Raw genomic sequence first — 24,481 nt, forward strand, 5'->3', positions numbered from 1 at the left:
AAGGGGGGAAATTTAGGAAGAATTCACCCCCAAGGGGGGAAATTTAGGAAGAATTCACCCCCAAGGGGGGAAATTTAGGAAGAATTCACCCCCAAGGGGGGAAATTTAGGAAGAATTCACCCCCAAGGGGGGAAATTTAGGAAGAATTCACCCCCAAGGGGGGAAATTTAGGAAGAATTCACCCCCAAGGGGGGAAATTTAGGAAGAATTCACCCCCAAGGGGGGAAATTTAGGAAGAATTCACCCCCAAGAGGCAGGGTAGTTTCATTCTTGGTAGGGGCCGTGCCCCCGTGCCGGCCCTCCTAGGGCTTATCAATTTTCCAGCAGCATAGTTATGTCGGTCCAACTGAAGTTTTGCACAGTTTAAGTGTTTACCCCACATCCGGTAGTACCGTTTGTGTAGGGCAATGCAATGGTTATAAATCACCCCAGCAGCATTAATTGTGCGCTTGTAGAAGCGCTTTTTTACTACCTCCGCAACCTGACTAATTATCCAAAATTGCAGGATTTAGATAAATTACCCGATCGCGTCCTTCTAGTTTAGCTTGGTAGAGCGATCGATCTGCTTCCCCAATTAGCCACTCCACAGATAGTTCCGCACTAGGAACTACACTAGCTATCCCCATACTGGCAGTTACAAACTGACTTACCTTTGACAGTTGGTGAGGAATTGCCTCAATTTTCAAATCGTTGCGAATTGATTCGGCTACCCGCATTGCTCCTTTAGCATCAGTCTGGGACAAAATTACTGCAAATTCTTCGCCCCCGTACCTAGCAGATAAATCGCCTCCCCGATGAGCATTACGCTCTAAAATTTCCGCCACTTTTTTTAAACATTCATCTCCGCCTTGATGCCCGTAATGGTCGTTATAAAGTTTAAAAAAATCGATATCCAACAAAATCAAAGCTAGGGGCTCTTGATTTCTCGCCATCCGCAACCATTCCGACTGCAAGGTTTTGTCAAAACAGCGACGATTAGCAATCTGAGTCAAACCATCTACAGAGGCGAGTCGCTGTAGGGCACGGTTAGCAGATTCTAACTCTAATTTAGTCTTTTCTAGGGCTAAATTTTGCTGAACCAATTTTTTACTTTGGCGTTTTTCCTGTTCGTATAAAAGTCTGATGGAAGCTTCGGCTTCTTGCAGTTCTTTTTCGGCATACTTGCGCTTGACAAACTGTCCCAATTGCGAACCAACGGCGGCCATCATCTGAAGTAAGTCTTCATCGGATGGCTGTTTTTTTTGACAGAAAAAAGTCATGACTCCTACAATTTGACCACTAGCACGAATTGGGAAACCAAAAGCCGAAGTCAGTTTGGCTTTTGATGCTAAGTTCGATCTTATAAAATTGCCATCTTTGAGAATATCAGTAATCCACTGCGGATAACCAGTGTTCCAAACCACTCCGGGTAAGCCCACACCAGGAGGGAGAGTTATCTGCTGACAATTTTCCACAAACTCGCCGACATCTGTACCCCGCCACCATACTCCAACTCGCAGTAGAAACGGCACTTTTTCCACAGGAGTGTCTGGTGTTGCAAACAAAAATCTGACTTTTTGCTGTTGATTTTCCCCATCTAATTTAGTTTCTTTTTCATCCACAGGTGTCCACAATTCACCGAGATCCCATCCTAAACTTTCACAAATAGCTTGCAAAATTTTCGGAGTTGCGCTCTCTAAAGAACCCGATTCTGACATGATTCTAGCTACTGCATAATGTGCTGATTGACGCTTTTTTGTTCGTTGTTGTTCGGTGATATCTCTGCCAATATAGACAAAATCTTGTATGGTTTCACTTGCTGAATGCTTGCTTTCTACCGTGGTCTTGATGGTAGAGCAGGAAAAAGCCACTGTCAAGCTTAAAGCTGCTTTAGTGTGGCATATTACTTTCACCTGATGCCATGATTCGTTTTTAAGTTCCGCAGGTAACTGACTGACTTGACGCAATAATTCCTCATTTGCGGTAATCATTGAAATTGGTTTACCAATTAATTCTGCTTCGGTGTATCCAAATAATAATTCTGTGGATTTATTGATTTTTTTGATTTTTCCCGATGCCGTCGTCACTAACAAAATATCATTGATTGAATTCAGGATCTGCTCAATATAATCGCGGGAGGTAGCTAAATTAGTGACTTTGATACTGCTTTCATTTACTGATTGCACCATGGTTTGCTGCATACTGGTACTATCTGTTACGTCTTCACAGAAAATAATGAGTCTCTCAGGTTTTAACTGTTCTTTATAACCAAAAACATATAAATCTAGATACAAACAAGAGCCATCATTTAAAATTCGGGTTACTGATTTTAGTTGAAAATTGGGCTGTTTTTCTTCGAGAATATCATCGAGGATTTCTTCGATGCCGATTAGTTCGGGAAAACTATCACGCACATCTTTTCCTTTTTCGATCCCATCGGGAATGTCAGCAAATTCTTGGACGTTCAAAGATGCTTCTTGAATTTTCAGTTCTCGATCGACTGCGAGGTATTCAATTCGACGCAAGGACAACAACTTGTTAAGCAGATTGTTAACACTTTTTGGGGTGACTTGTACGCTTAATTTGGGTAGCATTTCGTTATGTTTGAGTATCTATTTCTAATGTGGGTAGTAGAATTCGTCTCTGGTCAATCGGCTATTTTATTTATGCCATTTTTAGGATAAATCAATGTTTGTAAAAGCTCTCCTTTGCTTCGCAATGGCATAAATACGCTCTCGATGCGTAAGTTGTAAGCTATTGATATGGGTGTGGAAACTCTTTGGAGGTATGGCACTATTTTACGGCTGGTAAATTTAACCAAACACTAAATTTGATCCCTCTGAACAGTTTTTCCCTGTGGCAAAGCTAGCCGAATATGAGTTGGATGGAATGTTTTTAACAATCCTGTGAACTCAACCTCAACTCACCCTAGGTTAAGGGGTAGATTTATGTATAAAATATAGCGGTTTACTTTATTTGTGCAACACATCTTAATTGTAGATTTCCTGATATTGATTGCAACCGCTACAGTTGAGTGTCACTAGAGTTTGAGCGTAATGTTTTATGCAATTGACATTACTTAATAAACAGTAACTCCCTAGGGTATTTCTGTCAAGTTTTGTGGAGGAGCTGACATCTCTTAATGATACAATATTAAATAATTTGTATCAAATCTTAAATATATTCTGCTAAATGCTGAGACTGATTACAGACTTTGATGGGCCAATAATGGATGTCTCCGATCGCTATTATCGAGTTTATCAGCAATGTCTTGCGGAGACTCAAGCTTCCGACCAACAGGTGCGCGAACTCTCCCAAGCAGAGTTTTGGGAAATGAAGCGGGCGCGGATTCCTGAAACCGAAATCGGCATTCTCTCAGGATTGGATGCTATCCAAGCCACTGAATTTGCCCAAAAACGTCGTCACACTGTTCATACTTTCCCCTACTTGATGTACGATCGCCCATCCCCAGGAGCGGTGGAAACCTTAGAAAAGCTACAAGGGGCAGGAGTTGATTTAGTAGTGATGACTATGCGTCGCGTCAGGGAACTTGACGAAGCTTTCAACCGCTGCAATTTAGGCCACTTTTTCCCAGAAGACCGCCGTTATTGTCTCCCCAATGATTATGTTAAAACTGGTGATGTTAAAGATAAGCCCTTGCTGATGGCAAAAGCTCTCGCCGAATTGCCGCCAGCTTCTGATACTTGGATGGTTGGGGATACAGAGGCAGATATTGTAGCAGCTAAAACCCACGGTGTCAAGGTAATTGGTGTTTTGTGCGGGATTCGCGATCGCTCGCAACTAGAAAGTCAGCAACCAGACTTAATTGCTAACAATTTGGGCGAAGCCGTTGAGATCATTTTCGCTCGATCAGCCCGATAAATCAGTCAACAGTCAACACTCAACTGTTGACTGTATTAGACATCTCCCATAATTATTGTAGAACAGGCTTTCTGACCTATTTTTTACAGGCTTTTTGGGAGAAGTCTAGAGACTAAACTATCGTAAAAAACTGCTGACCAGCCACAGAGTTAAAAACGTAAACAAAGCAATAAATTTCTCTGTTGCGATGAATGCTGGACTCACCAGAGAGCTTAAAATACCTCCCAGCAACAAGCCTAAAACCAAGCCCATAACTGTTAGCAGTACAGCCCGACCAAATTTTTGTTCCTTGCGATTGAGAAAATAGAGACAAGAGCCGACTCCCAGAGCTAGAGTCAACTGTAGTAAAGAATTATTAGCAGCCGGATAGATACTGAGCCCGCTCAATCCGACATAGATTCCCGCAGGCCACAAAATGTCCGATCGACTAGGAGTATCGATTAGCCGTTGCAGCCAAGCAGGACTACCAGACGGAGGAGAGGGAGTAAAGCTGGCGGGTGGAGGAGTCAACCGTTCAGGAAAACGGATGCGTTCGGGGACTTTAATTTTACCCTCCTGTCGTTGTCGCAAACGATCCATCAGGATCGCGTCGTAAGCAGCTTCGATCGATTCCAAACGTTTCAAATCGCCACTGTAATGTTCAGCCAGACGAGTGCGGGCTTCTTGGACTTCATCAAAAGAAGCATCTTCATCGACCTCAAGCAGTTGATAGGGAGTTGGATCGCTCATTTTAATAACCCGCTGGAGACTCTCGTTATAGCGCAATCTTAACAAGAGAGGAAAGCGGGGCGGGGGCGAGGACCGCTTTCCCAAAAAGTTTAGTTGCTAGTTTTTATTGATTTTAGGGAATCACCCACTAAGTAGGTAGGTTAACCCCTGAAAATCCTGTTTTGAAAGTAGAAGGAAAGTCTGTAAATTTTAAGTTTTGAGTTTTAAGTTAAAGAGTTAAAATTCAAAATTTAAAAGTCAAAATTTAAAACTTAAAACTACATTCTACCTTCTACCTTCAACAGGTAGTTGTCGCGCCGCCACTGACAATTCCCGACCACTGGACTTTTTTAAGTGGCTCCCGGCGGTAGGAAAAAAAGCGATCGGAGTCAGAATAAGTACAGTGAGGAGCGATCGCCACTTGAGAAGGATGAATTCCCAACTGTTGCAATTGCAAAGCATTGCAGCGGCGAACATCCAAACGTACTTTTCCCGGTTCAGGATCGGCTAACACAGGAGTTTGAGGCAGTTGGTGCAAAAACTCTAGAATGCGGTCGGCTGTCACACTAACTGCACCCTTGGGAGTAATGGTAGCTCCCAGTTCCGCTGCCACTTCCACAGATACCTGGTAAACCTGTCCAGCGATCGCCGGCCCCATAGCAATCCTCAGATTTTCCAGTTGACTGCCAACGGCCACAAGTTGAGCGATCGCCTCTGGTAATATCTTAGCAGCAGTCCCGCGCCAACCTGCGTGAACTGCGGCAGTGAGTCCGGTGCGATTGTCAGCAATCAACACAGGGACACAATCTGCCGTACAAACCCAAATCGCCTCAAACTCTCGCTCGGCCACCAAGCCATCAGCCTCAGCATAAATTGGGGTCTCAGTTTCCGCTCCCGGACCACTAACAGAAACCGGAGCCACCTGACCAGTCTGGAGTACGCTATTGCCATGTACCTGCTTGACCCGGTAAACAGGAGCTCCGGGCGACAAAACTTGCACCAAGTCGATCGGAGTGCGGGGCGAAAACGGAGCCGTAAAAAAGCCGTGTTTCCAGGGTTCCAGCAAGCTACAAGTCAGATAGGGCAATCCCTCCCAACTTTGCCACTGCCAAGTAACACCCTCTGGTTCCCCAACGCATTCATAGTCGCGAAAATTTGTCAAGCGATCTTCAGGTAAACTCATTAATGCCATGCTGCCCCAAGGGAGTCAATAATACTAAATAATTAACAATTTTGCCAAGTGAACGGACAAACTGGAATCAACTAGCTAGGTTGAACGGAATAATCGCGTTAACCAGGTACAATAGTTTAGGCTCCACTCCAGACAAGGATTAGCATAAATTCGAGCCTGACTTCGATCTCCACCAAGGCCCTAGTTGAGTTGGGAAAAAAAATCGTGAAACCAGTTTCAGACAAGCATTGGACAGCCACTGTGAACACCAAAGAGCCAAATAAAAAACCTACAGGCGCACGGAATCTTCAGCGTCTTTTGTCCGATCGCTCCCTGCTGGTGGGACTAGGTTGCCTTGCCAGTCTGGGACTACTCAGCAAAGGCATAGTGTGGGCACAAACGGAAACTCCAACAATAGAACAGACAGCCCCAGGTGCCGCAGACCTGCAACCATTATTTGAAGCCCCTCTCCCGGTACAACCGGCTCCCATGGCAGAAAGCGAGCCAACCCCAGAGGTAGCGCGGGAGCCTCGCTACCAGGAACCAGATCCCCAACCGGAATACGCGACGGAACCGCCAGCAGTGGCGGCACCTGGGACCTCAGAATATTATCTGCCCGAACCCGCACTGATACCCCTGCCGGAACCAACAGCCCAGTCGCCGGAACCTCCTTTTGAAGCGCCCGTGAACCCGGCCAACGCTTACAACGACCAGACAGACTATAGCGTTGGGGCGACCAACAGCTACGAAGCGCCGACAAACATAGAATTTTCAGATCGATCGACCGAATGTCCCGGTGGTGGGAGTGCGTGCGCCCCTGCTGCGATTTCCGAGCCAGTCACGGCCGATGCTGGGGGAGGCAACTACAACCCTCAAACTCCGATCGCTCCTGACTCCTATATTGCTACTCCTCCCTCTGAGAATGTTCCCAGAAATATTCCAGGGCCTGTTCCGGCGCGGGTTCCAGCAAGTGTTGCCGGCAATGGTGGTGGCAATGTTAGCGACACCATCGGTCAAGCCGTCGAAAAAATCGGCGGTCAGTTGTGGGGTGCGGGAACCAGACAGCCAAAATCAGTGAACGGAGAGGCGACTTACTCGGCTAATCCAGGTTACTCAGCTAATCCAGGCTACTCATCGGAGGAGGCTGGATATTATGCTAACGCTGCATATTCGGGAAATAGCGGGGGAGGCAACTCAGCTCCTGGATCGAGTATGGGACTAGGCCCGATTGAAGTCGGCCCGATTAGTGTCAGCAGCGGTAGCAATACAGGCTTTGCTTATTACAATCTCACGCAACGTCCCGCTGGTAAGGCCGGAAATGGCAACACCAGTCTGCTGTTTCCACTATCTATTGCTTCGGCAATTACTTCGCCATTTGGGTGGCGGACTCATCCAGTTATGGGCTATGGCAGGTTTCACACCGGGACTGACTTGGGAGCGGAGCTGGGAACGCCCGTTCTGGCTGCTTATGCTGGTCAAGTGGCGATCGCCGATTGGCTAGGCGGTTATGGTTTGACGGTGGTGCTCAATCACAGTAAACAGTCTCAGGAAACTCTCTACGGACACCTTTCTGAACTGTTTGTGAAGCCCGGAGAGTGGGTGAAACAGGGAGAAACCATCGGCCGCGTTGGTAGTACAGGAATGTCCACGGGCCCTCACCTCCACTTCGAGATCCGGCAAATGACGGATCGGGGTTGGGTGGCGATCGACCCTGGTTCTCAACTAGAATTCGCCCTAGCTAAAATGATCGGCACTTTGGAAACAGCTAAATTACCACCACAAATGCCGGAAATTTTGCCAGCAAAAAACCTCAAAGGGTTCAAAGATTTGGAAAACGATCTGCCCCAACTGCCACCTCTGCCAGTGGGAATGGACATCGAAGTTCACAATCTCCAGCCACCATTTCCTGAATTAGTAAAAGCTGAGGTTTCTCAACCGAAAGAGCAGCAAGTTTCGCAACCAAAAACTCAGAAAACTCAGAAAACTCAGCAGCAAGCTAGCAAGTAAAAATTCGGATGGGCTTCTCAGAGACATATAGAATGATATTGTTTCCGGTTACATCGGAATGATTTAACCGCAGAGAACACTCTTGACACAGAGGGAGAGAATAGAGTTCTGAATAATTCCGATGCTACCGGATTTGATATGACACCTCAAAAACTTAGTGTTTCTGTCAAAGGAACAGGATTTCCGATCTTATGTTTGCACGGTCATCCTGGCTCTGGCTCTTGTATGTCAGTGTTTACAGAACACTTATCTGAGCGATTCCAAACCATCGCCCCAGACTTGCGGGGATACGGCAACAGTCGCACTTTTACTCCCTTTGACATGACCGATCATCTCCTCGATTTAGAAGCGCTTTTAGACCGATTAGGGATCGATCGCTGTTTGGTACTCGGATGGTCTTTAGGGGGGATTTTAGCCCTGGAATTAGCGATGAAATATCCGCACCGAGTCACGGGTTTGATTATACTTGCATCCGCGGCCAAACCCAGAGGCAGTCACCCTCCCATATCTTGGCAAGATAACTTTTATACGGGTTTAGCGGGAATCATCAATTGGGTGATACCGGGCTGGCAATGGAATATTGATACTTTAGCTAGGCGATCGCTCTTTCGCTACTTAATACAACAGCATACAAGCACTCCCTATCGCTATTTAGCCCGATCTGGTACTCCCGCCTATCTCCAGACTTCCCCCACGGCTACCAAAGCCTTAAATACGGCTCTGAGGGCTGGATATAACCGACTACTCAACCTCGGCGATATTCAATGCCCTTCCTTAGTCATGGCTGGAGAGGGCGATCGGCACATCACCTCCGCATCCAGTTTAGAAACAGCCCAACACCTCCAGGAATGTCAGTGGGAGTGCTATCCAAATACAGCCCACTTATTCCCCTGGGAAATTCCCGATCGGGTACTTGCAGATATCGATCGCTGGTTGACACTCACTCGGCCTGAAGGCGCGAGGATTCTTAAGATGTTTCCAACTTAATATCCCTGTTTCCAGGGTTCCCAAACTCCTCACGTTTGCTCAATCGAGCGTGAGGATATCTTTTGGGCGTTTAGGCGCTAACGCCAGGTTTCGCGGAGTCCCCGCGTACCAAATTCAAAGCTCGATCGCGAATAGTTTTTGCTGCACCGATATCGGCGTGTTCGTGGTATCCGCATTCAGTGCAGATGAACTTTTCGCCGTCTCGATTAGACTTATCGATATGACCGCAGTTTCGGCATTCTTTGCTGGAGTGTTTGGGATTAATTTTAATTGCGACCTTTCCTTGCTTTGCAGCCAGATACTCGATCTTCAAAATTAATTCGCCCCAACTGGCATCAGAAATAGAACGGTTTAGCCCCTTCTTTCTTGATTGCCCATTTTTCAGGAATCTACCTGTTTTTTCGTCAATCTTTACTCTACACCGACGCATCATGCCGGAAATATTCAAGTCTTCCAGGGCAATCGCGTCAACGCGACGGGAAACTATTTTATTAGCAACTTTCCATTGGTAAGCTTGGCGTTTATCGCTAATTTTCTGATGAAAAAGCCCTAGTTTTTTAGCCGCTTTCTTGCGGTTATTGCTCCCTTTTGCTTTTCTAGTAACCCGCCTCTGCCTGATTTTTAAAGTGCGTTTAGTTTTTTTGGTGGTTGAGAACTTGGGATTTTCAATTTGAGATCCATCTGAGAGATGGACTAATTTCGTAATTCCCATATCGCAGCCAATGACTTTAACGACACCCTTAAGAGGTTTTGTCGTGTAATCAGGGATAGACTTATCCTCGATACGGATAGATACATACCAGCCATTTTGTCGCCTCCTCACCGCACAAGCTTTAATGGTAAAACTACCAGAAATTGGGCGCGATTTATGAAAACGCATCCAACCCAACTTTGGCAAGTAAATTTTATTACCCTGTATTTTTACACCCATCACAAAAGTGAAAGAAGTAAAGTTACTGCGGTTTTTAAATTTAGGAAAACCACGCCCCTCAAAGAAATTTTTGTAGGCAGTGTCTAACCGTTTGACGTTCTGCTGTAGAACTGTTGAATCTATCCCTGCAAACCAGGGTCTAGCTGCTTTCAGTTCGGGCAAAGCGGTGATTTGAATGTCACCTGGGTTGCGTCGAGGGTTTTTGACTTTCCCCTCTTTATCTGTTTTGCTTGTTTTCCAAGGCTCTCCGGTTGCACCGTTTTTACTGACACAACTGGTCAAGGGGCAGGCTTCACTTTTTGTCCTAATGTCGCAATAGTTACCTTGAATGAACTGTTGACTATATTGAGTGATTCTGTCACTGAGACACCAGTTGAAATGGCTTCGTAACATATCGACCCAATTGGACATTTTTAAAGTCTGTGTTTGATTTGGGCGCAACTTGTATACATAGTTTGTTAACAAGTTTAACTCCTCCTTTTTGAGCTACTGTTAGTATATTGTAGGACAACGTTCTATCTGATGTTGTCACATATCTTTATGGAAAAGATTCAATGTTTTTACTTCTGCTAACAAAGCCGTCCTATAAGGACGGGGTTTTAGACCCAATTTCTGTGATAAAAAACTTCCCCCAGACAGTTAAGTAGAAGGAAGAAGGAAGAAGGCCCTTCGACTTCGCTCAGGAACCGCTTCAGGAAGAAGGAAGAAGGAAGAAGGAAGAAGGAAGAAGGAAGAAGTAATATCAAATTCATTGACATCGGAATTATGATTTCTCTCTTCTCTTTCTCTGGGTCCTCATTCCCCGTTATATCAAATCCGTTGACATCGGAATTATGATTTCTCTCTTCTCTTTCTCTGTGTCCTCTGTGTTCTCTGTGGTTTAATCATTCCGATACAACCGGAATTGATATTACCCATTACCTATTACCTATTAGCCACCAGCAATTTGAGGTCAAAAAGTCAATAGTTTTGAAGACAAAACTATTGACTCCCCTTGCTGCTACTGACCGCTAAAAACCGGGAACATCCCTGGCTCACCAAGCTTTCCCAAGTCATCTGCTACCGTCAAATTCACAGGCTTGCAACGTTGAATCGAAACACTAATACCTTGAGCATCTTCATTTTCTATGTCTTCTACATATCCTGTTTGTGCAGCTTGGGCCTCTTTAGCGGTCATAAACGGACCAAAATAATAAATGCACCGTGGCGATGCAGTTTTAACTTCCACCCACCAAGCTAAACCGAAGAAGTTGAGCAAGCTAATCAAGAGTTCTTTCATGGGGATTTGTAATGTATTTTACTTTTTGTCCAGAGTGCGGGCTGCAAGGCTGATGCCTTAGTTATTTACACGGTGTTATGATAGTTATAAGCTTTATAGACAAATATATACACCTGTCTAACAAGCTCCTTAGTAAGGACTAATCCTTACTGGAGGTACTACTATCTTTTTTTCCCCTACGGCTGGCTAAGGCTATATAGTTTGGGGTTCCTTGATATGGTTTTTGGATGGAATTGTAGTTGAGATATCCTCTCCTGTCAATTTTTTTTTACGGATGATATAATTGGCGTAGTTGAAAAAAAATTATATAGCCTCTCTCAGTTAGGTTAGGTACACATGGTAATGAGTGATGCCTATTCTAATATGAAGGAAATTTTCTAATCAGGTGTGGCATTTTTTTAAATTACCTAAAATGGGCAATTTGGGGGTCGATCGCCCCCGGCTTTAGGGGGCGATCGGACTAATTACTTTGACGAGCTGTGTACATGAAACTTCTTGGGTCCGCGCTGGCGGTAAATTTCATATAAAGCCATGCCCGTTGCTACGGAGACATTCAGGCTTGGTGTATTGCCCCTTAATGGAATTGAAACTAATCCATCACAGCCGCGCTGTATCAAAAGGCTCAAACCGTCAGCTTCACCACCTACAACTAAAACCGTGGGCCCGGAGAAATTCACTGTCTCTACCGATTGACTGGCCGTAGCGGCAGTGCCGTAAATCCAAAATCCAGCCTCTTTCAATTCTTCCAAAGCCCGACTGAGATTGACAACCCTCGCTACGGGTAAATTTTCCAAGGCGCCAGCGGCCACTTTTCTAACCGCGGAGGTAATCCCCACCGCCCGCCGCTGGGGTATCACTACGCCCTGAGTGCCCAATGCTTCTGCTGTGCGAATAATTGCCCCTAAATTGTGGGGATCGTTGAGTCCTTCTGCTACCACAATTACCGGATGTTCCGTAGCAGATTTAGCCTTGGCGATTAGTTCACTCAAATCTAGGTATTCATGGGCTGATATTTGAGCTGCTACACCTTGATGGTTCGCTTTGCGCGTGATGTAGTCCAGTCGCAAATCGTCCACTTCGTCGATGATGCTACCGTTGGACTTGGCTTCGGTTAGCAAGCTGTGAAAGCGGGGATCGTAGCGCAGATGTGGCACAACCCAGATCCGGTTGAGCACTTGGTTTGCTTCGAGGGCCGCCTGCACAGCATGGCGTCCGTAAATCATGTCTGTGTCTGCTTCTGGTTGTACTACGGTGTTGCTTCCAGGCTCAACCGCACCACTGTCTCTGTTTTTGTAATAATTGCCACGGGATTCCTGGGGGCTGTTGTCTCTGTTTTTATAGTAATTGCCACGGGATTCCTGGGGGCTGTTGTCTCTATCTCTGAAACGATTGCCACGAAATTCTTGGGGGCTGCTGTCTCTGTCTCTGAAACGATTGCCACGAAATTCTTGGGGGCTGCTGTCTCTGTCTCTGAAGCTATTGTCGCGAAATTCTTGGGGGCTGTTGTCTCTGTCTCTGAAGCTATTGTCGCGAAATTCTTGGGGGCTGCTGTCTCTGTCTCTGAAACGATTGCCACGAAATTCCTGGGGGCTGTTGTCTCTGTCTCTGAAACGATTCCCACGAAATTCTTGGGGGCTACTGTCTCTGTCTCTGTCTCTGAAGTGATTATTTTTTCGCAGTTCGGGTTTGTCCTCGGAGTTTAAGTTGCGTTTATAAACCGATCGCACGGGCATTTCTTGCGGTTGTGGGGTAAAGCTCGATCGCTTTTGAGGTGCTGCTACGGAGCGAGTGTCTGGACGGGGTTTACGTTCAAAACGGGGAGATGGTGACGAATCCTCACCGCGGCCTTCACTGTTGAATGGTCTGCTGTCGCGCTTGGACCCTTGGGGGTTTGGTCTAGTAAATTTTCTCATTTGTTTGTGCTGGCTGTAAAACTGGTTTTGGCTTAATGCCAAGGATTTTTTGATTGACCGATCGCTCTGGGACTTTTGAGATTTTAGATTGGTTCTGATTTGAGGATCTTGCTGTTTTTAGTTGCTAATTTATTACTCATAAATCCTCTTTACCTGAGAAGGATTTTGGCAATTTTAGGTAGGCGACGGCAGGCTTTTTAAGTAATAATTCGCTACTTGTAATTTCTAATCGCTAAAACCGTTAACTGTCAATTTCTAAAAGTGCCATAAGTATGGTCAATCTTTCGGGATCGGTGAGGTATAAGTATCCCACCAAAGTTTCTAAGCTGCTGGCTTGTTGGTAAATCTCTGGATCTGCCCGTGTGGAACGGCTCGCAGCAGCATTGCGGCCGCGCTTGACAATTGCTAATTCTGTGCTGTTCAAATAAGGAGCGATCGAGCGCAAATGACGCGCTTGAGTTTCGGCTCGTACTTGTCCCACCACCAATTGGTGATAAGTTTGCATTTTTTTGGGCGGAACTAAGTACAAAGTCCTAACGTATAGTTCGTATACTGCATCTCCCAAGTAAGCCCAAGCTGCTGGCGAAAGCCTTTCTATTACCGCTGATGTCACCATCCCAGGATGTAATTGATTGAGACTGATATCACTAAAACTCAGCTTTTGTCCATTATCTGCGATCGGCGACATACTTTTTTAATCAAACTTCCGCACAGTTTTTTTTCTAGTCACTTACTAATCTGGTATCACAAGGCTCGTTTTAACTTGATACTTCCCTAAGCTTTATTGTTCAACATAGGTTGTAAAATTATACCATTTTTTCAGCTATTTACCACAGATTCTTTGTCTCCTGACAAACATAAGAATTTGCTATCCAGTTGTCAGAACCGGATAGCTAATCTCATCCAATTATTCGTCAAGCATTCTTGACGTTTTCTACGGCCACATCAACACTCGGCTGCAAAGACAAAAATTTCTCTAAGCGAACCAGTTTAACAGTCTGAGTTACGCGGGGATTGGAAACAATTTGCAATCCCCCGTCAAAACTTTGGGCTTTTTTGACAAGTTGCACAAGGGCTCCCAAGCCTGAACTATCCACAAAGTCAATTTTAGACAAGTCCAAAATTACGTGTTTTGGGCCATCCTCAATACATTTGGTCAGTACCTTCCGAAAAGTTGCCTCGGAAAAAGCGTCCAGTAGGCCAATCAGGCGAAATAGCTGATAGTTATTCCCGACTTCGCGAGTGCCTCTGAGGCTAACGGTCAGGTTCAATTGCTCAGAAATGACACCCTCCTAGCTAGATATTGCTTAAAGTCGAGGTTTCATTGTAGGAGTTTTTTGATCTTTTGTCTACTTTTTTTGTCAGTTGTGGGCTGGGGGCTGTAGACCACTGACAACCGACAACCGACAACTGACAACTGACAACCGACTAATGACTAATGACTACTTAACGGCTACTTTCTGATTTTCTCGCATGGACTGCACGAATCGATCGAACAAATAGTCGGCATCATGGGGACCCGGACTGGCTTCGGGGTGGTACTGGACTGAGAACAGTGGCAGGGTTTTGTGCTTCAATCCTGCTACGGTGCGATCGTTCAAGTTGAGGTGGGTAATTTCTACTTCGGGAACTAACGACTCAGGGTCGATCGCAAAACCGTGATTTTGGCTAGTAATTTCCACTTGCTGGGTTAAACCCGCTGGGTGATTCAATCCCCGGTGCCCAAACTTGAGTTTAAAAGTTTCCGCACCCAAGGAAAGTCCTAAAATCTGGTGTCCCATGCAGATGCCGAACACAGGTTTGTCCGACTTTAACAAAGCCTTCGCCGTCTCGATTCCTTCCTTTACCGCCGAAGGGTCTCCAGGGCCATTGGACAGAAAAATGCCGTCTGGGTTGTACTTGAGGATTTCCTCTGGGCTGGTGTTTGCGGGGACAACAATTACTCGACAGCCGTAACTGGCCAAACGCCGTAGAATGTTGCGTTTGATGCCAAAATCCAGGGCCACCACCGTCCACATTTCACCACTGGCCGGTTTGACTGTCGGACTAAATTCCCAAACCGATGCTGTGGGTTCAGACCACTCATACACCTCGCGGGTAGTCACTTCCCGAACCAGATTGAGTCCGTCCATAGTGGGGGCGTCTTGCACTTGCTCCAAGAGCTCGGCAGGGTCGAGAATCGAGGTAGAAATACCACCGTTGACTGCTCCTACCGTGCGAATTTTGCGAGTCAGGGCGCGGGTGTCGATGCCGTAAATTCCTGGGATATTGTACTGTTTGAGGTAGTCTGGGAGAGATTGGGACGATCGCCAGTTGCTAGGGCGAGTGCATATATTGCGAGCGATGGCTGCTCGAATATGGGGGTGGGAAGACTCTTCATCTTCGAGATTTACCCCGGTATTGCCCAATTCTGGATAAGTAAAAGTTACGATTTGTCCCGAATAACTAGGGTCTGTCAAGACTTCTTGATAGCCCGTCATCCCTGTATTGAATACTACTTCGCCGACGACTGTGCCGTGAGCGCCAAAGGACCAGCCGCGGTAAGCAGTACCATCAGCGAGGACTAGGAGAGCGGGTTGTGCAGTTGAAAGTGACATGGCATCCTTAATTACTGTCGTCTGGTTTCATTCTTATCACTGCCGGGGATTTGATGCTAGCCGGCAAAATACAAATATTATTTCAAATTTCTGCTATACAACTTTCTGTCTGGGAAAGCAACCAGCCTCTATCTGGTCGATCGAACTTTTGTAATACTGATGAGGCGAGGCGATCGCAACGGCGAAATCTATACCAATTGGCGGTTGTCGCTGTTAGGATCGAGCTACAGCATTTCCATAAATTATGACTAGCAAATCTCTGGAGCTTTTACTCTCAAACTTATACAACCATCAACGGCACGCTCCAAAACTACGCAAACCGTTACTGGTTTTAACAGCCGTTATTTCTGTAAGTAGTTCCATCTTAGTTGATTGGGGGTCAAACTCCTCGCGAGCAGTGGCTCAAGAAACTGAGGGATGCTTCATGCGCAGCTCCTCCGGGCGAACTGTCAACTTAAGCCAATCGGTGTGCGGTTTTTTGCCTAAAGAATTGACTCCTGTTGCTCCCACAGCAGCCAAGTCTGGAGTATTTCAGGCAAAAATTAAACGCCGAGAGGCGAATATCCCGGTTATAGAAGTCACCTTTAACGGCATACAAAAGTTCGATATGATGGTAGATTCCGGTGCCAGTGGCACAGTAATTACACCAGCCATGGCTAAAGCCTTGGGGGTAGTTCCCCAGGGGACTGTACAAGCAAAAACTCCCAACGGAGAGGCTACTTTTCCACTCGGTCGCCTCACTTCTATTCAAGCGGGTGGTTTGTCGATTAAAAATGTAGTTGTGGCAATTTCACCGTCTTTGGAGATCGGGCTTTTGGGGCACGACTTTTTTGGTGATAAAGATGTGACGATTAAGCAAGATGTGATTGAATTTAGAGATCGATCTTAGGAATGAGTTAGTTGTTATTTGTTATTTTTAACAACAGTCAAGAGACTAATAACTTCATTTCAAAAATTCCACCAACTCTTGTAACTTCAACCAAGGTTCTCCACTCAATAAAATTTCCTTAGCTAAAACCACCCCTGCTTGATGATCGCCAACAGGAATTGCACCTCCCACCTGAAGAGCTAAGGACGCATTCAAAGCCACAACATCCATTTGTGGCTCCGTTCCCTTACCCTGAAGCACGTTTCGCAAAATGTCGGAATTTTCTTCAACATTTCCCCCTTTTAAACAGCCGATCGCACAGGGTGTCAATCCTACTTTTCTAGCATCTAAAGTCGTTACTTCTACTTTACCGTTGGACAAAACCGCCAAGTCTGAAACATCTCCCAAACCAGCTTCATCCAACTTTTCTCTGCCATGAATGACTACGGCTAATTCAGTCCCCAACTCGCCCAAAGCTTCGGCAATGATTGATACCAGACTGGAATCGAACACCCCAATTACCTGACCTGTAGGGCGCATAGGATTGACGAGAGGCCCCAAAAGGTTAAAAACAGTCCGTACTTTCAAAGTGCGCCGGAGCGATGCTACAGCCTTGAGTGCGGGATGCCACCCAGGCGCAAATAAAAAGGTGATGCCTACTTCGTCTACTGCCGCCTTTACTTTTTGGAAATCTGCGTTGAGGTTGACTCCCAGTGCTTCCAAGACGTCAGCAGAACCTACTTTACTTGATGCCGATCGATTTCCGTGTTTCGCCACTCGCACTTTGCCGGCGGCGGCGACAAAAGCGACAGCAGTGGAAATGTTAAAGGTGGAAGCGCCGTCGCCACCTGTGCCACAAGTATCAATTAAAGGTAGTGAAGTGGGGGAAATCGAATCCAAATCTCCTGGGAGGGATTGAGACTGCAATACCTGAGCCATGCCCGCTAATTCTGTGGCACAGATTCCTTTGGCTTGGAGGGCTGCTAAAATCGCGCCGGAGAGTACGGGGGGAATGTCTTCATTCAGCCATCCCTGCATCAGGTTGGCGGAGGTGGCGCGTGAGAGAGATTGTTTGTCTAACAATTGTTGCAGCAAACTAGGCCACAGAGGAGAATCAGTCATGGGATTGAAGGATTGAAGAATTGAACAATTTAACAATTGCTCCCGCAACCTGTAGCGTTTGCAGGCGATCGCAATTGGGAACAAGCAGCCCGGTCTGTTTCGGAGAATCGCGATCGAGCTTGTCTACCAAACCGAGAGTCGATCGGGATTTTAGCAGAGTTCCGGGCCGCGTTTTACACCACAGCGCTGAAACTTCTGGCAAAATGTTAGTAGCACTACAGAAAGAACACACCAGCAGTAGTCCAATATGAATTTTTTGATACAACTATTGCCCCTCGGTTGTGCCAATTTTACAGAGCAACACCAGCTTTGTGCAAACTACCTAGGGATCGGCTATGTTATCTATTATCGAAAATAGTTAATAGTCACACAGTAGGTATGCGAAAGCCTAATTAACCATTAAATTGTGACTCATGGCTCGCCACAAATATTGGGTGCATCTGTGTTTTGTAAATATATTCGTAGGGGCGAAGCATGACCGCAGACAATTTATTAGTTATAACCAGAGATTTACTGCGGTCATGCTTCGCCTATGCAAAATCGGGATGCTTCCCAAATATTAAATTAAGATAACAAAAGCAGGGTATAAAAAATGACCACTAAAAAAACCCACATAAAAAATATGTATCGAGAAGAAATTGAGGAGGCACTACAGGAAATGGAAGCCAAATATTACAGTATGTTTGAAAATGCTGTTTCTGGCATTTTTCAAACAACCATTGATGGTCGCTACATCAGCGCCAACCCAGCTTTGGCTCGCATCTACGGCTATAACTCCCCAGCCGAATTAATCACTGGATTAACCGACATTAGCGACCAGCTTTATGTCGATCCCAAACGACGTGACGAGTTTGTTTCAGACCTACAAAATAATGGTAGCGTTTCAGATTTTGAATCGCAGATTCATCGCCAAGACGGGACGATAATTTGGATTTCAGAAAATGCCCGTGCCGTCTGTGATGAATCTGGTAAATTGCTTTACTACGAAGGTTTTGTGGAAGATATTACCCAAAGAAAACAAGCAGAATATGCCCTTAGAGAAAGTGAGGAACGACTGCGTTTAGTAATTGAAGGTGTTAAAGATTATGCCATATTTATGTTAAACACCGAAGGATATGTAGCGAGTTGGAATTCGGGAGCTGAACGGATTTTTGGCTACACTTCTAGTGAAATAATCGGTCAACATTCTCAATGCTTTTACACACAAGAACATATTAAACTTGGCAAGCCACAGAAAAAATTATTGATAGCTGCTGCTGAAGGTAGATATGAAAATGAAGGCTGGCGGATGCGTCAAGACGGCACTAGATTTTGGGCAAATATTATTGTCAATGCTGTGCGTAACCAACAGGGAGAGTTACAGGGATTTTCTCAAGTAGTACAGGACATTACTGAGCAAAAACGGGCGACAGAGGAAAAGATGCGGTTGATTGCTTCTTTGCAAGAGTCGGAAAAAAAGTTTCGCACTCTGTACGAATCGACTAGCGACGCGGTAATGCTGTTAGATGAAGCAGGTTTTTTGGACTGCAATCCAGCAACTTTAAAGTTGTTTGGATGCACCAATGAAACAGAATTTTGTGGTAAGCATCCCTCGGAATTAAGCCCGCTAATGCAACCGAACGGACAAGATTCTGCTAGCTTATCTCAAGAGCGAATTAATACAGCTTTGAAATCTGGCAACTGCCGTTTTGACTGGCTACATTCCCGGTTAGATGGTTCGGTGTTTCCCGCAGAAGTGCTATTAACTTCTATGGATATTTGTGGCAAAATGGGGTTGCAAGCGGTGGTGCGAGATATCACCGAACGGGTGCAGGCCCAAGAGGCTCTGAAGCAAGCTAATGAGGTGTTGGAATGCCGAGTTCAAGAGCGCACAAGTGAGTTGGAATCAGCTATTAAACAGTTGCGTTGGTCGGAAGAAAAATTTTCTAAAGCTTTTCGTTCGAGTCCAGATCCGATGACTATTACTACTTTTGCTGATGGGCGGTTAATTGAGGTTAATGATAGTTTTTTATCGATGATTGGTTATTCTTTAGAAGAGGCCCTGGCTTATACGGTACCACAATTAAATATTTGGGTTAACCCAGAAGAAAGAGTCAAGTTTAGGAGCATTTTGCAAGAAAAAGGTGTGGTTCGCAATCACGAATACGAATTTCGTGTTAAGTCGGGTGCGGTGGTGGTGTGTTTGCTATCAGCAGAGTTGATTGATTTGGACGGCGAACTTTGTATGCTGGCGGTAATGACGGATATTACCGATCGCAAACACGCAGAAGAAGCCCTACGGGAAAGCCAACGAACCTTGGCTACATTGATGAGCAATTTGCCGGGAATGGCCTATCGTTTTCGTAATGACGATCGCAGTGTAGAGTTTGTGAGCGAGGGTTGCTATCAGTTAGCTGGTTATTCTCCTGATGAGTTTATCGGGACTAGGAAAATTTCTCTCTCGGAATTGACTCACCCGGAGGATCGCGATATTTTGTGGAACGCCGTCCAAGTGGCTGTACTGGAAAATCGACCTTATCAACTAACCTATCGAATTACTTCTAAAACCGGGGAGGTAAAATGGGTTTGGGAACAGGGTTTGGGAGTGTTTTCAGAGTCGGGAGAATTGATAGCTTTGGAAGGATTAATTACTGATATTTCTGAACAAAAGCGCAGTGAAGAAGCTTTGCTGCGATCGCAAACTGAGCTAACTGAACAAAAGCAGCAGCTAGAACACACTTTGCACGAATTGCGACAAACTCAAGCCGTATTAATTCATACTGAAAAAATGTCTACTCTCGGTCAAATGGTTGCTGGTGTTGCTCACGAAATTAATAATCCTGTCAGCAGCGTTTGTGGTAATCTAGTTCACCTCAGTCACTACACGGAAGATTTGCTAGATTTGCTCGCTGTTTACCAGGCTCAATTCTCGGAGCCACCGGCAATCATTCAAGATAAAATAGAGGAGATAGAACTAGATTTTCTGTTAGAAGATTTACCAAAAGCAATGTCCTCCATGCAAGTTGGAGCCGATCGCATTCGGGAAATAGTGCGATCGCTCCAAATTTTTTCCCGCAAAGACGATAATAAAATGAGCAGCGTTAATCTCCACGAAGGGATTGACGGGACGCTGTTGATTCTCCAAAGTCGGCTCAGAGCCCGTGGTGGCTATCCTGAAATTACCGTAATTAAGGAGTATGGAAACTTGCCTTTGGTTGAATGTTATGCTGGAAAAATCAATCAGGTATTTATGAATTTGATCGGAAATGCGATCGACGCGATCGAGGAGTACAATGAGGGACGCTCCGTGGCGGAAGCTAAAGCTAACCGCAGCAAAATTAAAATTAAAACAGAATTCCAAAACTCCAAGGCTATGATTAGGATTTCCGATAACGGTCCCGGTATGCCGGAAGAAGTTTCCCAACAATTATTCGAGGCTTTTTTTACCACTAAGCCAGCCGGAAAAGGTACGGGTTTAGGTCTTTCAATTTCCCACAAAGTTGTTACCGAACACAATGGTAAACTTAGTTGCGTGTCAGCACCTGGTCAAGGAGCAGAGTTTATCATTGAACTGCCCATCGAACAAATTAGTCAGTAGTCAGTGGTTATTTGTTATTGGTTATTTGTTACCAATTCCCAATTCCCCCCTTGGGGGGGGCGAGGGGGGGGTTCCTCAATTCCCAATTCCCAATTCCCAATTCCCAATTCCCAATTCCCCCCTTGGGGGGGGCGAGGGGGGGGTTCCTCAATTCCCAATTCCCAATTCCCAATTCCCCCCTTGGGGGGGGCAGGGGGGGGTTCTTCAATTCCCAATTCCCAATTCCCAATTCCCCCCTTGGGGGGGGCGAGGGGGGGGGTTCTTCAATTCCCAATTCCCAATTCCCAATTCCCAATTCCCAATTCCCCTTACATTATAGTTGGGACAATGCAGATAGAATAGTTTCTCTCAAATCACTTTCCGACCAAGGCTTAAACAAACAAGAATGGAGATTTGCGTGTTTTTTGGCTCGATTAATAGCTGCTTCATCGGCTTGACCAGTCAGCAGGATTTTAACAACTTTAGGGAATCGTTCGTGAACGCGAATCAAAAAATCATCGCCCTTAATACCGGGCATTAACCAATCAGAAATAATCACAATCACTCTAATATTCTCCCCATCGAGTTCCTCTATTAAATCTAAAGCTTCATAGGCATCTTCTGCTGATTCATATTTGTAGCCAGAACCGAAGGCTGTTGATAACTGCATCCTGAGACTATCTAAAACCATTCTCTCATCGTCAACACACAAAATTACAGGTTTCGACATGATTTCTTTTCCTAATCATTTTACATTTAATTGAGTTAAAATGGACTTAATTTTCCGATTACTAAAGTCTGGTAATTGGTATAAAAACACTAAATTTAGTTTGACCCGGAATCGATTCAAATTCTATTTTACCCTGATGTTTTTTAACAATCTTATTGACAATATCTAGTCCTAGTCCGCTGCCTTCTCCTGCTGGCTTAGTGGTAAAAAAAGGAGTAAATATTTGGGATTGAATCTCTTCGGGTATTCCTTTTCCACTATCAGTAAAGCTGATTTTTACCGAGTCGTCAATAGTGGTAACATCAATAGTTAAAGTGCCTCGATTATCCATGGCTTGCAAGGCATTATGGATGAGATTAATCCATACCTGATTCAGTTCATCAGGATAACACAGTAGGGGTGGTAATTCGGCATAGTTCCTAATTACCTTAACTCCTTGTTTTAAGTGATTTTGATAAATAGTTAAAACTGTTTCAATCCCTTCAGTTAAATTGGCTTGAGTCCTTTGACCTGAATGTTCGTAATGGGCATAGGTTTTCAAAGCAAACACTACTTTTGAGACCCGCTCTGTCCCGTTTTGAATAGTCGTCATCCCTCTTTTTATTTGTGAAAGTTTATAGGCTATTTCTAATATTTTAAAACCTTTAGGTTTGGTTAATAGAGGAATAAACATATCAATTTCGCTATCGATTCCCATGATGACCAATATATCGGCAATATTTTCAGCATCTATTTCTGAAAACTCTAATTCTTTCAGTTGATTCCTGAGAGCTTTCTTCAACTTGCGTTCTTCTTTGGTAGATATTATTGATTGTTGGTTGAGCGATCGCCCAAGTAAAGCCATAAACTCTTGGCCTTCCTCTTCGGTAAGGTTTTGAAACAGTACGGGCAACTGTTCTAGGGTAGTAGTCAAGAAGCTGGATATACTCCCGGCGGAAGAGCGAATCGCACCTATAGGAGTATTGATTTCATGGGCAACTCCTGCCACCAATTGTCCCAGAGCAGCCATTTTTTCCGAGTCGATTAATTGTTGCTGAGTGGCTTGTAATTCTTGTAAAGTTAGGGCTAATTCTTGGTTTTTTGCCTCAATTTCTTGATTCATCTGCAAAGCAACATTCTTGGCTTCCCTTTCTTGGGCGAGACGCAGCCGATCGCTTTCTGCTCGTTGTCTATCGCTAATATCTTGGAAAGTACAAATGGCATAACTAATATTTCCCATTTCATCTGAGATTGGTGTCGTCGAAACCTCCAAGGGAATAATTCGATCCGGGTGATGCAATTCCAAATCTTCCGCACGCACTGTTTCTCCTGCGATCGATCGCACAACAGGCAACTCATCACTAGGATATAATTGTCCAGTACCAGCGCGATAAACTTGATAGGTTGGAGACAACTGCTCAATAGTCGTCTCCGGTAAAGCTTCAATCCCTAATAATTCCTTCGCCTTGCGATTAGCGTACGTAGTTTTTCCCGTTGTGTCGTAGACGGATACCCCTATAGGCATCGCTTCCAAAAACTGAGCCAGACGACGCTCACTCGCTCTAAGTTGGGCATTTTGTGCAGCCAACTGGTGTTCTAAAAAATAAATTTTTAACGCTTCTTGGAGGGTGAAATTGAGTTGTGCAGTTACCCAAGGCTTAGGAATATAGCGATAGAGTTGAGCAGAATTAACTGCATTGCTGACTCCTTCTATGGTAGCTTGACCAGTGAGCATGATTTTTAGCGTATTGGGCGATCGCTCGTGAATGCTTCTTAAAACTTCATCCCCTTTCATGTCGGGCATAATATAGTCAGAGATCACCACAGCAATTTCGCATTCATCTGCCAGCAAATCTTCCACTAATTCTAAAGCTTCACCCCCTCCCATAGCAGTTTCAATTTCAAATTTATCTCCAAAATTTTCTGATAATTCTCTCATCAAACTATCAAGCACAGTCCGATCGTCGTCCACACAAATAATCACAGGTTTCATATCTTTTTTAATCCTTCTTGAATACAAGCAATTAATTCCTGTTCGCTCCAAGGCTTTTGCAGATAACGATGAAGATTCGCCTGTTCTTTTGCCCGTTCTACGGCAGCTTCATCCGCTTGTCCAGTCAATAATATTTTGACAACATTGGGAAACTTTTTTTGGACTTCAATCAAAAATTCATCGCCCTTCATTCCCGGCATTAACCAGTCAGACACAATCACAATCACACCTGCTTCTTCCTCTTGCAATTCTTCGAGAATTTCCAGAGCTTCCTCCGCATTTTCTGAAGTCTCATAAACATAGGAATCACCAAAAGCTGTTTGCAGTTGTCGTAGCAAACTGTTGAGAATAATCACTTCATCATCAACACATAAAATCGATAGTTTAGGCATTTTGAGCTTTTTGTAGGTTGTAGAAGTTTAGCAAACTGAGGAAATCCACACAGCCTCTAATTTATAGTCTAGTCTAGATCCCCTAAATCCCCCTTAAAAAGGGGAGTAGGGGTTGACTTTGAATGCTCTTGTCCCCCCCTTATTAAGGGGGGTTAGGGGGGATCTAGACTCGACTACAAGTGACATTTATTATGGGCTAGCTATTTATCGATAGTTTAGGCATTTTGAGCTTTTTGTAGGTTGTAGAAGTTTAGCAAACTGAGGAAATCCACACAGCCTCTAATTTATAGTCTAGTCTAGATCCCCCTAAATCCCCCTTAAAAAGGGGAGTAGGCGTTGACTTTGAATGCTCTTGTCCCCCCCTTATTAAGGGGGGCTAGGGGGGAT

General features: G+C 45.0%; 20 protein-coding genes. 6 read left to right on the top strand and 14 right to left on the bottom strand.

The genetic code is table 11. From position 1 onward, the window contains the following. Window positions 1-485: 485 nt before the first annotated feature. Window positions 486-2,573: a diguanylate cyclase gene (locus tag ACBR23_RS24985; RefSeq protein WP_371119573.1), complete on the bottom strand. Its 2,088-nt coding sequence runs from the start codon at window positions 2,571-2,573 to the stop codon at window positions 486-488. A 598-nt stretch (window positions 2,574-3,171) separates the two neighbouring features. On the opposite strand from ACBR23_RS24985, the gene ACBR23_RS24990 reads away from it, so the two are divergent. Further along, a complete protein-coding gene (locus ACBR23_RS24990; protein ID WP_341737711.1) occupies window positions 3,172-3,861 on the top strand; it encodes an HAD family hydrolase in 690 nt (229 codons plus the stop codon). Window positions 3,862-3,978: 117 nt separating this feature from the next. On the opposite strand, the gene ACBR23_RS24995 is transcribed toward ACBR23_RS24990, so the two are convergent. Then, window positions 3,979-4,590, bottom strand: a complete 612-nt coding sequence (locus tag ACBR23_RS24995; RefSeq protein WP_341737712.1) for a CPP1-like family protein — start codon at window positions 4,588-4,590, stop codon at window positions 3,979-3,981. Between the two features lie 277 nt (window positions 4,591-4,867). After that, window positions 4,868-5,752, bottom strand: a complete 885-nt coding sequence (gene pgeF, locus ACBR23_RS25000; RefSeq protein ID WP_371119572.1) for a peptidoglycan editing factor PgeF — start codon at window positions 5,750-5,752, stop codon at window positions 4,868-4,870. Between the two features lie 213 nt (window positions 5,753-5,965). On the opposite strand from pgeF, the gene ACBR23_RS25005 reads away from it, so the two are divergent. Both ACBR23_RS25005 and ACBR23_RS25010 read left to right on the top strand, forming a co-directional pair. Then, window positions 5,966-7,747, top strand: a complete 1,782-nt coding sequence (locus tag ACBR23_RS25005) for a peptidoglycan DD-metalloendopeptidase family protein (RefSeq protein WP_371119571.1) — start codon at window positions 5,966-5,968, stop codon at window positions 7,745-7,747. 138 nt (window positions 7,748-7,885) lie between these two features. Then, entirely contained in the window at window positions 7,886-8,734 is an 849-nt protein-coding gene (locus tag ACBR23_RS25010; protein ID WP_371119570.1) for an alpha/beta fold hydrolase, read from the top strand. Between the two features lie 70 nt (window positions 8,735-8,804). Here the strand turns inward: ACBR23_RS25010 and ACBR23_RS25015 are convergent, their stop codons facing one another. The 6 genes from ACBR23_RS25015 to carA all read right to left on the bottom strand — a co-directional run bounded on the left by ACBR23_RS25015 (window position 8,805) and on the right by carA (window position 15,454). Next, window positions 8,805-10,130 carry an RNA-guided endonuclease InsQ/TnpB family protein gene (locus ACBR23_RS25015; RefSeq protein WP_371119569.1) on the bottom strand — a complete coding sequence of 442 codons (1,326 nt, stop codon included), beginning with the start codon at window positions 10,128-10,130 and terminating at the stop codon, window positions 8,805-8,807. A 535-nt stretch (window positions 10,131-10,665) separates the two neighbouring features. Beyond that, window positions 10,666-10,944 (bottom strand): DUF1816 domain-containing protein, encoded by a 279-nt coding sequence (locus tag ACBR23_RS25020; RefSeq protein ID WP_341737715.1) that lies wholly within the window; start codon window positions 10,942-10,944, stop codon window positions 10,666-10,668. Between the two features lie 464 nt (window positions 10,945-11,408). Then, on the bottom strand, window positions 11,409-12,857 hold the full coding sequence (rlmB, locus tag ACBR23_RS25025) for a 23S rRNA (guanosine(2251)-2'-O)-methyltransferase RlmB (RefSeq protein WP_371117608.1): 1,449 nt from the start codon (window positions 12,855-12,857) through the stop codon (window positions 11,409-11,411). Between the two features lie 241 nt (window positions 12,858-13,098). Further along, window positions 13,099-13,545, bottom strand: a complete 447-nt coding sequence (locus ACBR23_RS25030; protein WP_371117607.1) for a Mini-ribonuclease 3 — start codon at window positions 13,543-13,545, stop codon at window positions 13,099-13,101. A gap of 226 nt (window positions 13,546-13,771) precedes the next feature. Next, window positions 13,772-14,128 (bottom strand): STAS domain-containing protein, encoded by a 357-nt coding sequence (locus ACBR23_RS25035; protein ID WP_371117606.1) that lies wholly within the window; start codon window positions 14,126-14,128, stop codon window positions 13,772-13,774. A gap of 171 nt (window positions 14,129-14,299) precedes the next feature. Continuing rightward, entirely contained in the window at window positions 14,300-15,454 is a 1,155-nt protein-coding gene (gene carA / locus ACBR23_RS25040; RefSeq protein WP_371117605.1) for a glutamine-hydrolyzing carbamoyl-phosphate synthase small subunit, read from the bottom strand. A gap of 424 nt (window positions 15,455-15,878) precedes the next feature. On the opposite strand from carA, the gene ACBR23_RS25045 reads away from it, so the two are divergent. Further along, a complete protein-coding gene (locus ACBR23_RS25045) occupies window positions 15,879-16,343 on the top strand; it encodes a TIGR02281 family clan AA aspartic protease (RefSeq protein ID WP_371119568.1) in 465 nt (154 codons plus the stop codon). Window positions 16,344-16,397: 54 nt separating this feature from the next. Here the strand turns inward: ACBR23_RS25045 and trpD are convergent, their stop codons facing one another. Beyond that, window positions 16,398-17,444, bottom strand: coding sequence for an anthranilate phosphoribosyltransferase (gene trpD / locus ACBR23_RS25050; RefSeq protein WP_341739190.1), 1,047 nt, complete (start codon window positions 17,442-17,444; stop codon window positions 16,398-16,400). 36 nt (window positions 17,445-17,480) lie between these two features. Between trpD and ACBR23_RS25055 the strand changes: the two genes are divergently transcribed. Then, complete coding sequence (locus ACBR23_RS25055; protein WP_341739189.1) at window positions 17,481-17,654, top strand: hypothetical protein; 174 nt, start codon at window positions 17,481-17,483, stop codon at window positions 17,652-17,654. 382 nt (window positions 17,655-18,036) lie between these two features. Continuing rightward, on the top strand, window positions 18,037-21,021 hold the full coding sequence (locus ACBR23_RS25060) for a PAS domain S-box protein (RefSeq protein WP_341739188.1): 2,985 nt from the start codon (window positions 18,037-18,039) through the stop codon (window positions 21,019-21,021). Window positions 21,022-21,035: 14 nt separating this feature from the next. Here ACBR23_RS25060 and ACBR23_RS25065 read toward each other — a convergent pair whose 3' ends face one another. The 4 genes from ACBR23_RS25065 to ACBR23_RS25080 form a co-directional block, all read right to left on the bottom strand. After that, window positions 21,036-21,236: a hypothetical protein gene (locus ACBR23_RS25065; protein WP_371119567.1), complete on the bottom strand. Its 201-nt coding sequence runs from the start codon at window positions 21,234-21,236 to the stop codon at window positions 21,036-21,038. A gap of 98 nt (window positions 21,237-21,334) precedes the next feature. Beyond that, window positions 21,335-21,730, bottom strand: a complete 396-nt coding sequence (locus ACBR23_RS25070; protein WP_341739187.1) for a response regulator — start codon at window positions 21,728-21,730, stop codon at window positions 21,335-21,337. A 61-nt stretch (window positions 21,731-21,791) separates the two neighbouring features. Beyond that, window positions 21,792-23,702, bottom strand: coding sequence for an ATP-binding protein (locus tag ACBR23_RS25075; protein WP_341739186.1), 1,911 nt, complete (start codon window positions 23,700-23,702; stop codon window positions 21,792-21,794). Continuing rightward, entirely contained in the window at window positions 23,699-24,094 is a 396-nt protein-coding gene (locus ACBR23_RS25080) for a response regulator (protein WP_340524057.1), read from the bottom strand. The genes ACBR23_RS25075 and ACBR23_RS25080 overlap by 4 nt, the downstream gene beginning before the upstream one ends. Window positions 24,095-24,481 lie beyond the last annotated feature (387 nt).

Source organism: Microcoleus sp., assembly GCF_041354475.1.
Taxonomy (GTDB): Bacteria; Cyanobacteriota; Cyanobacteriia; order Cyanobacteriales; family Microcoleaceae; genus Microcoleus.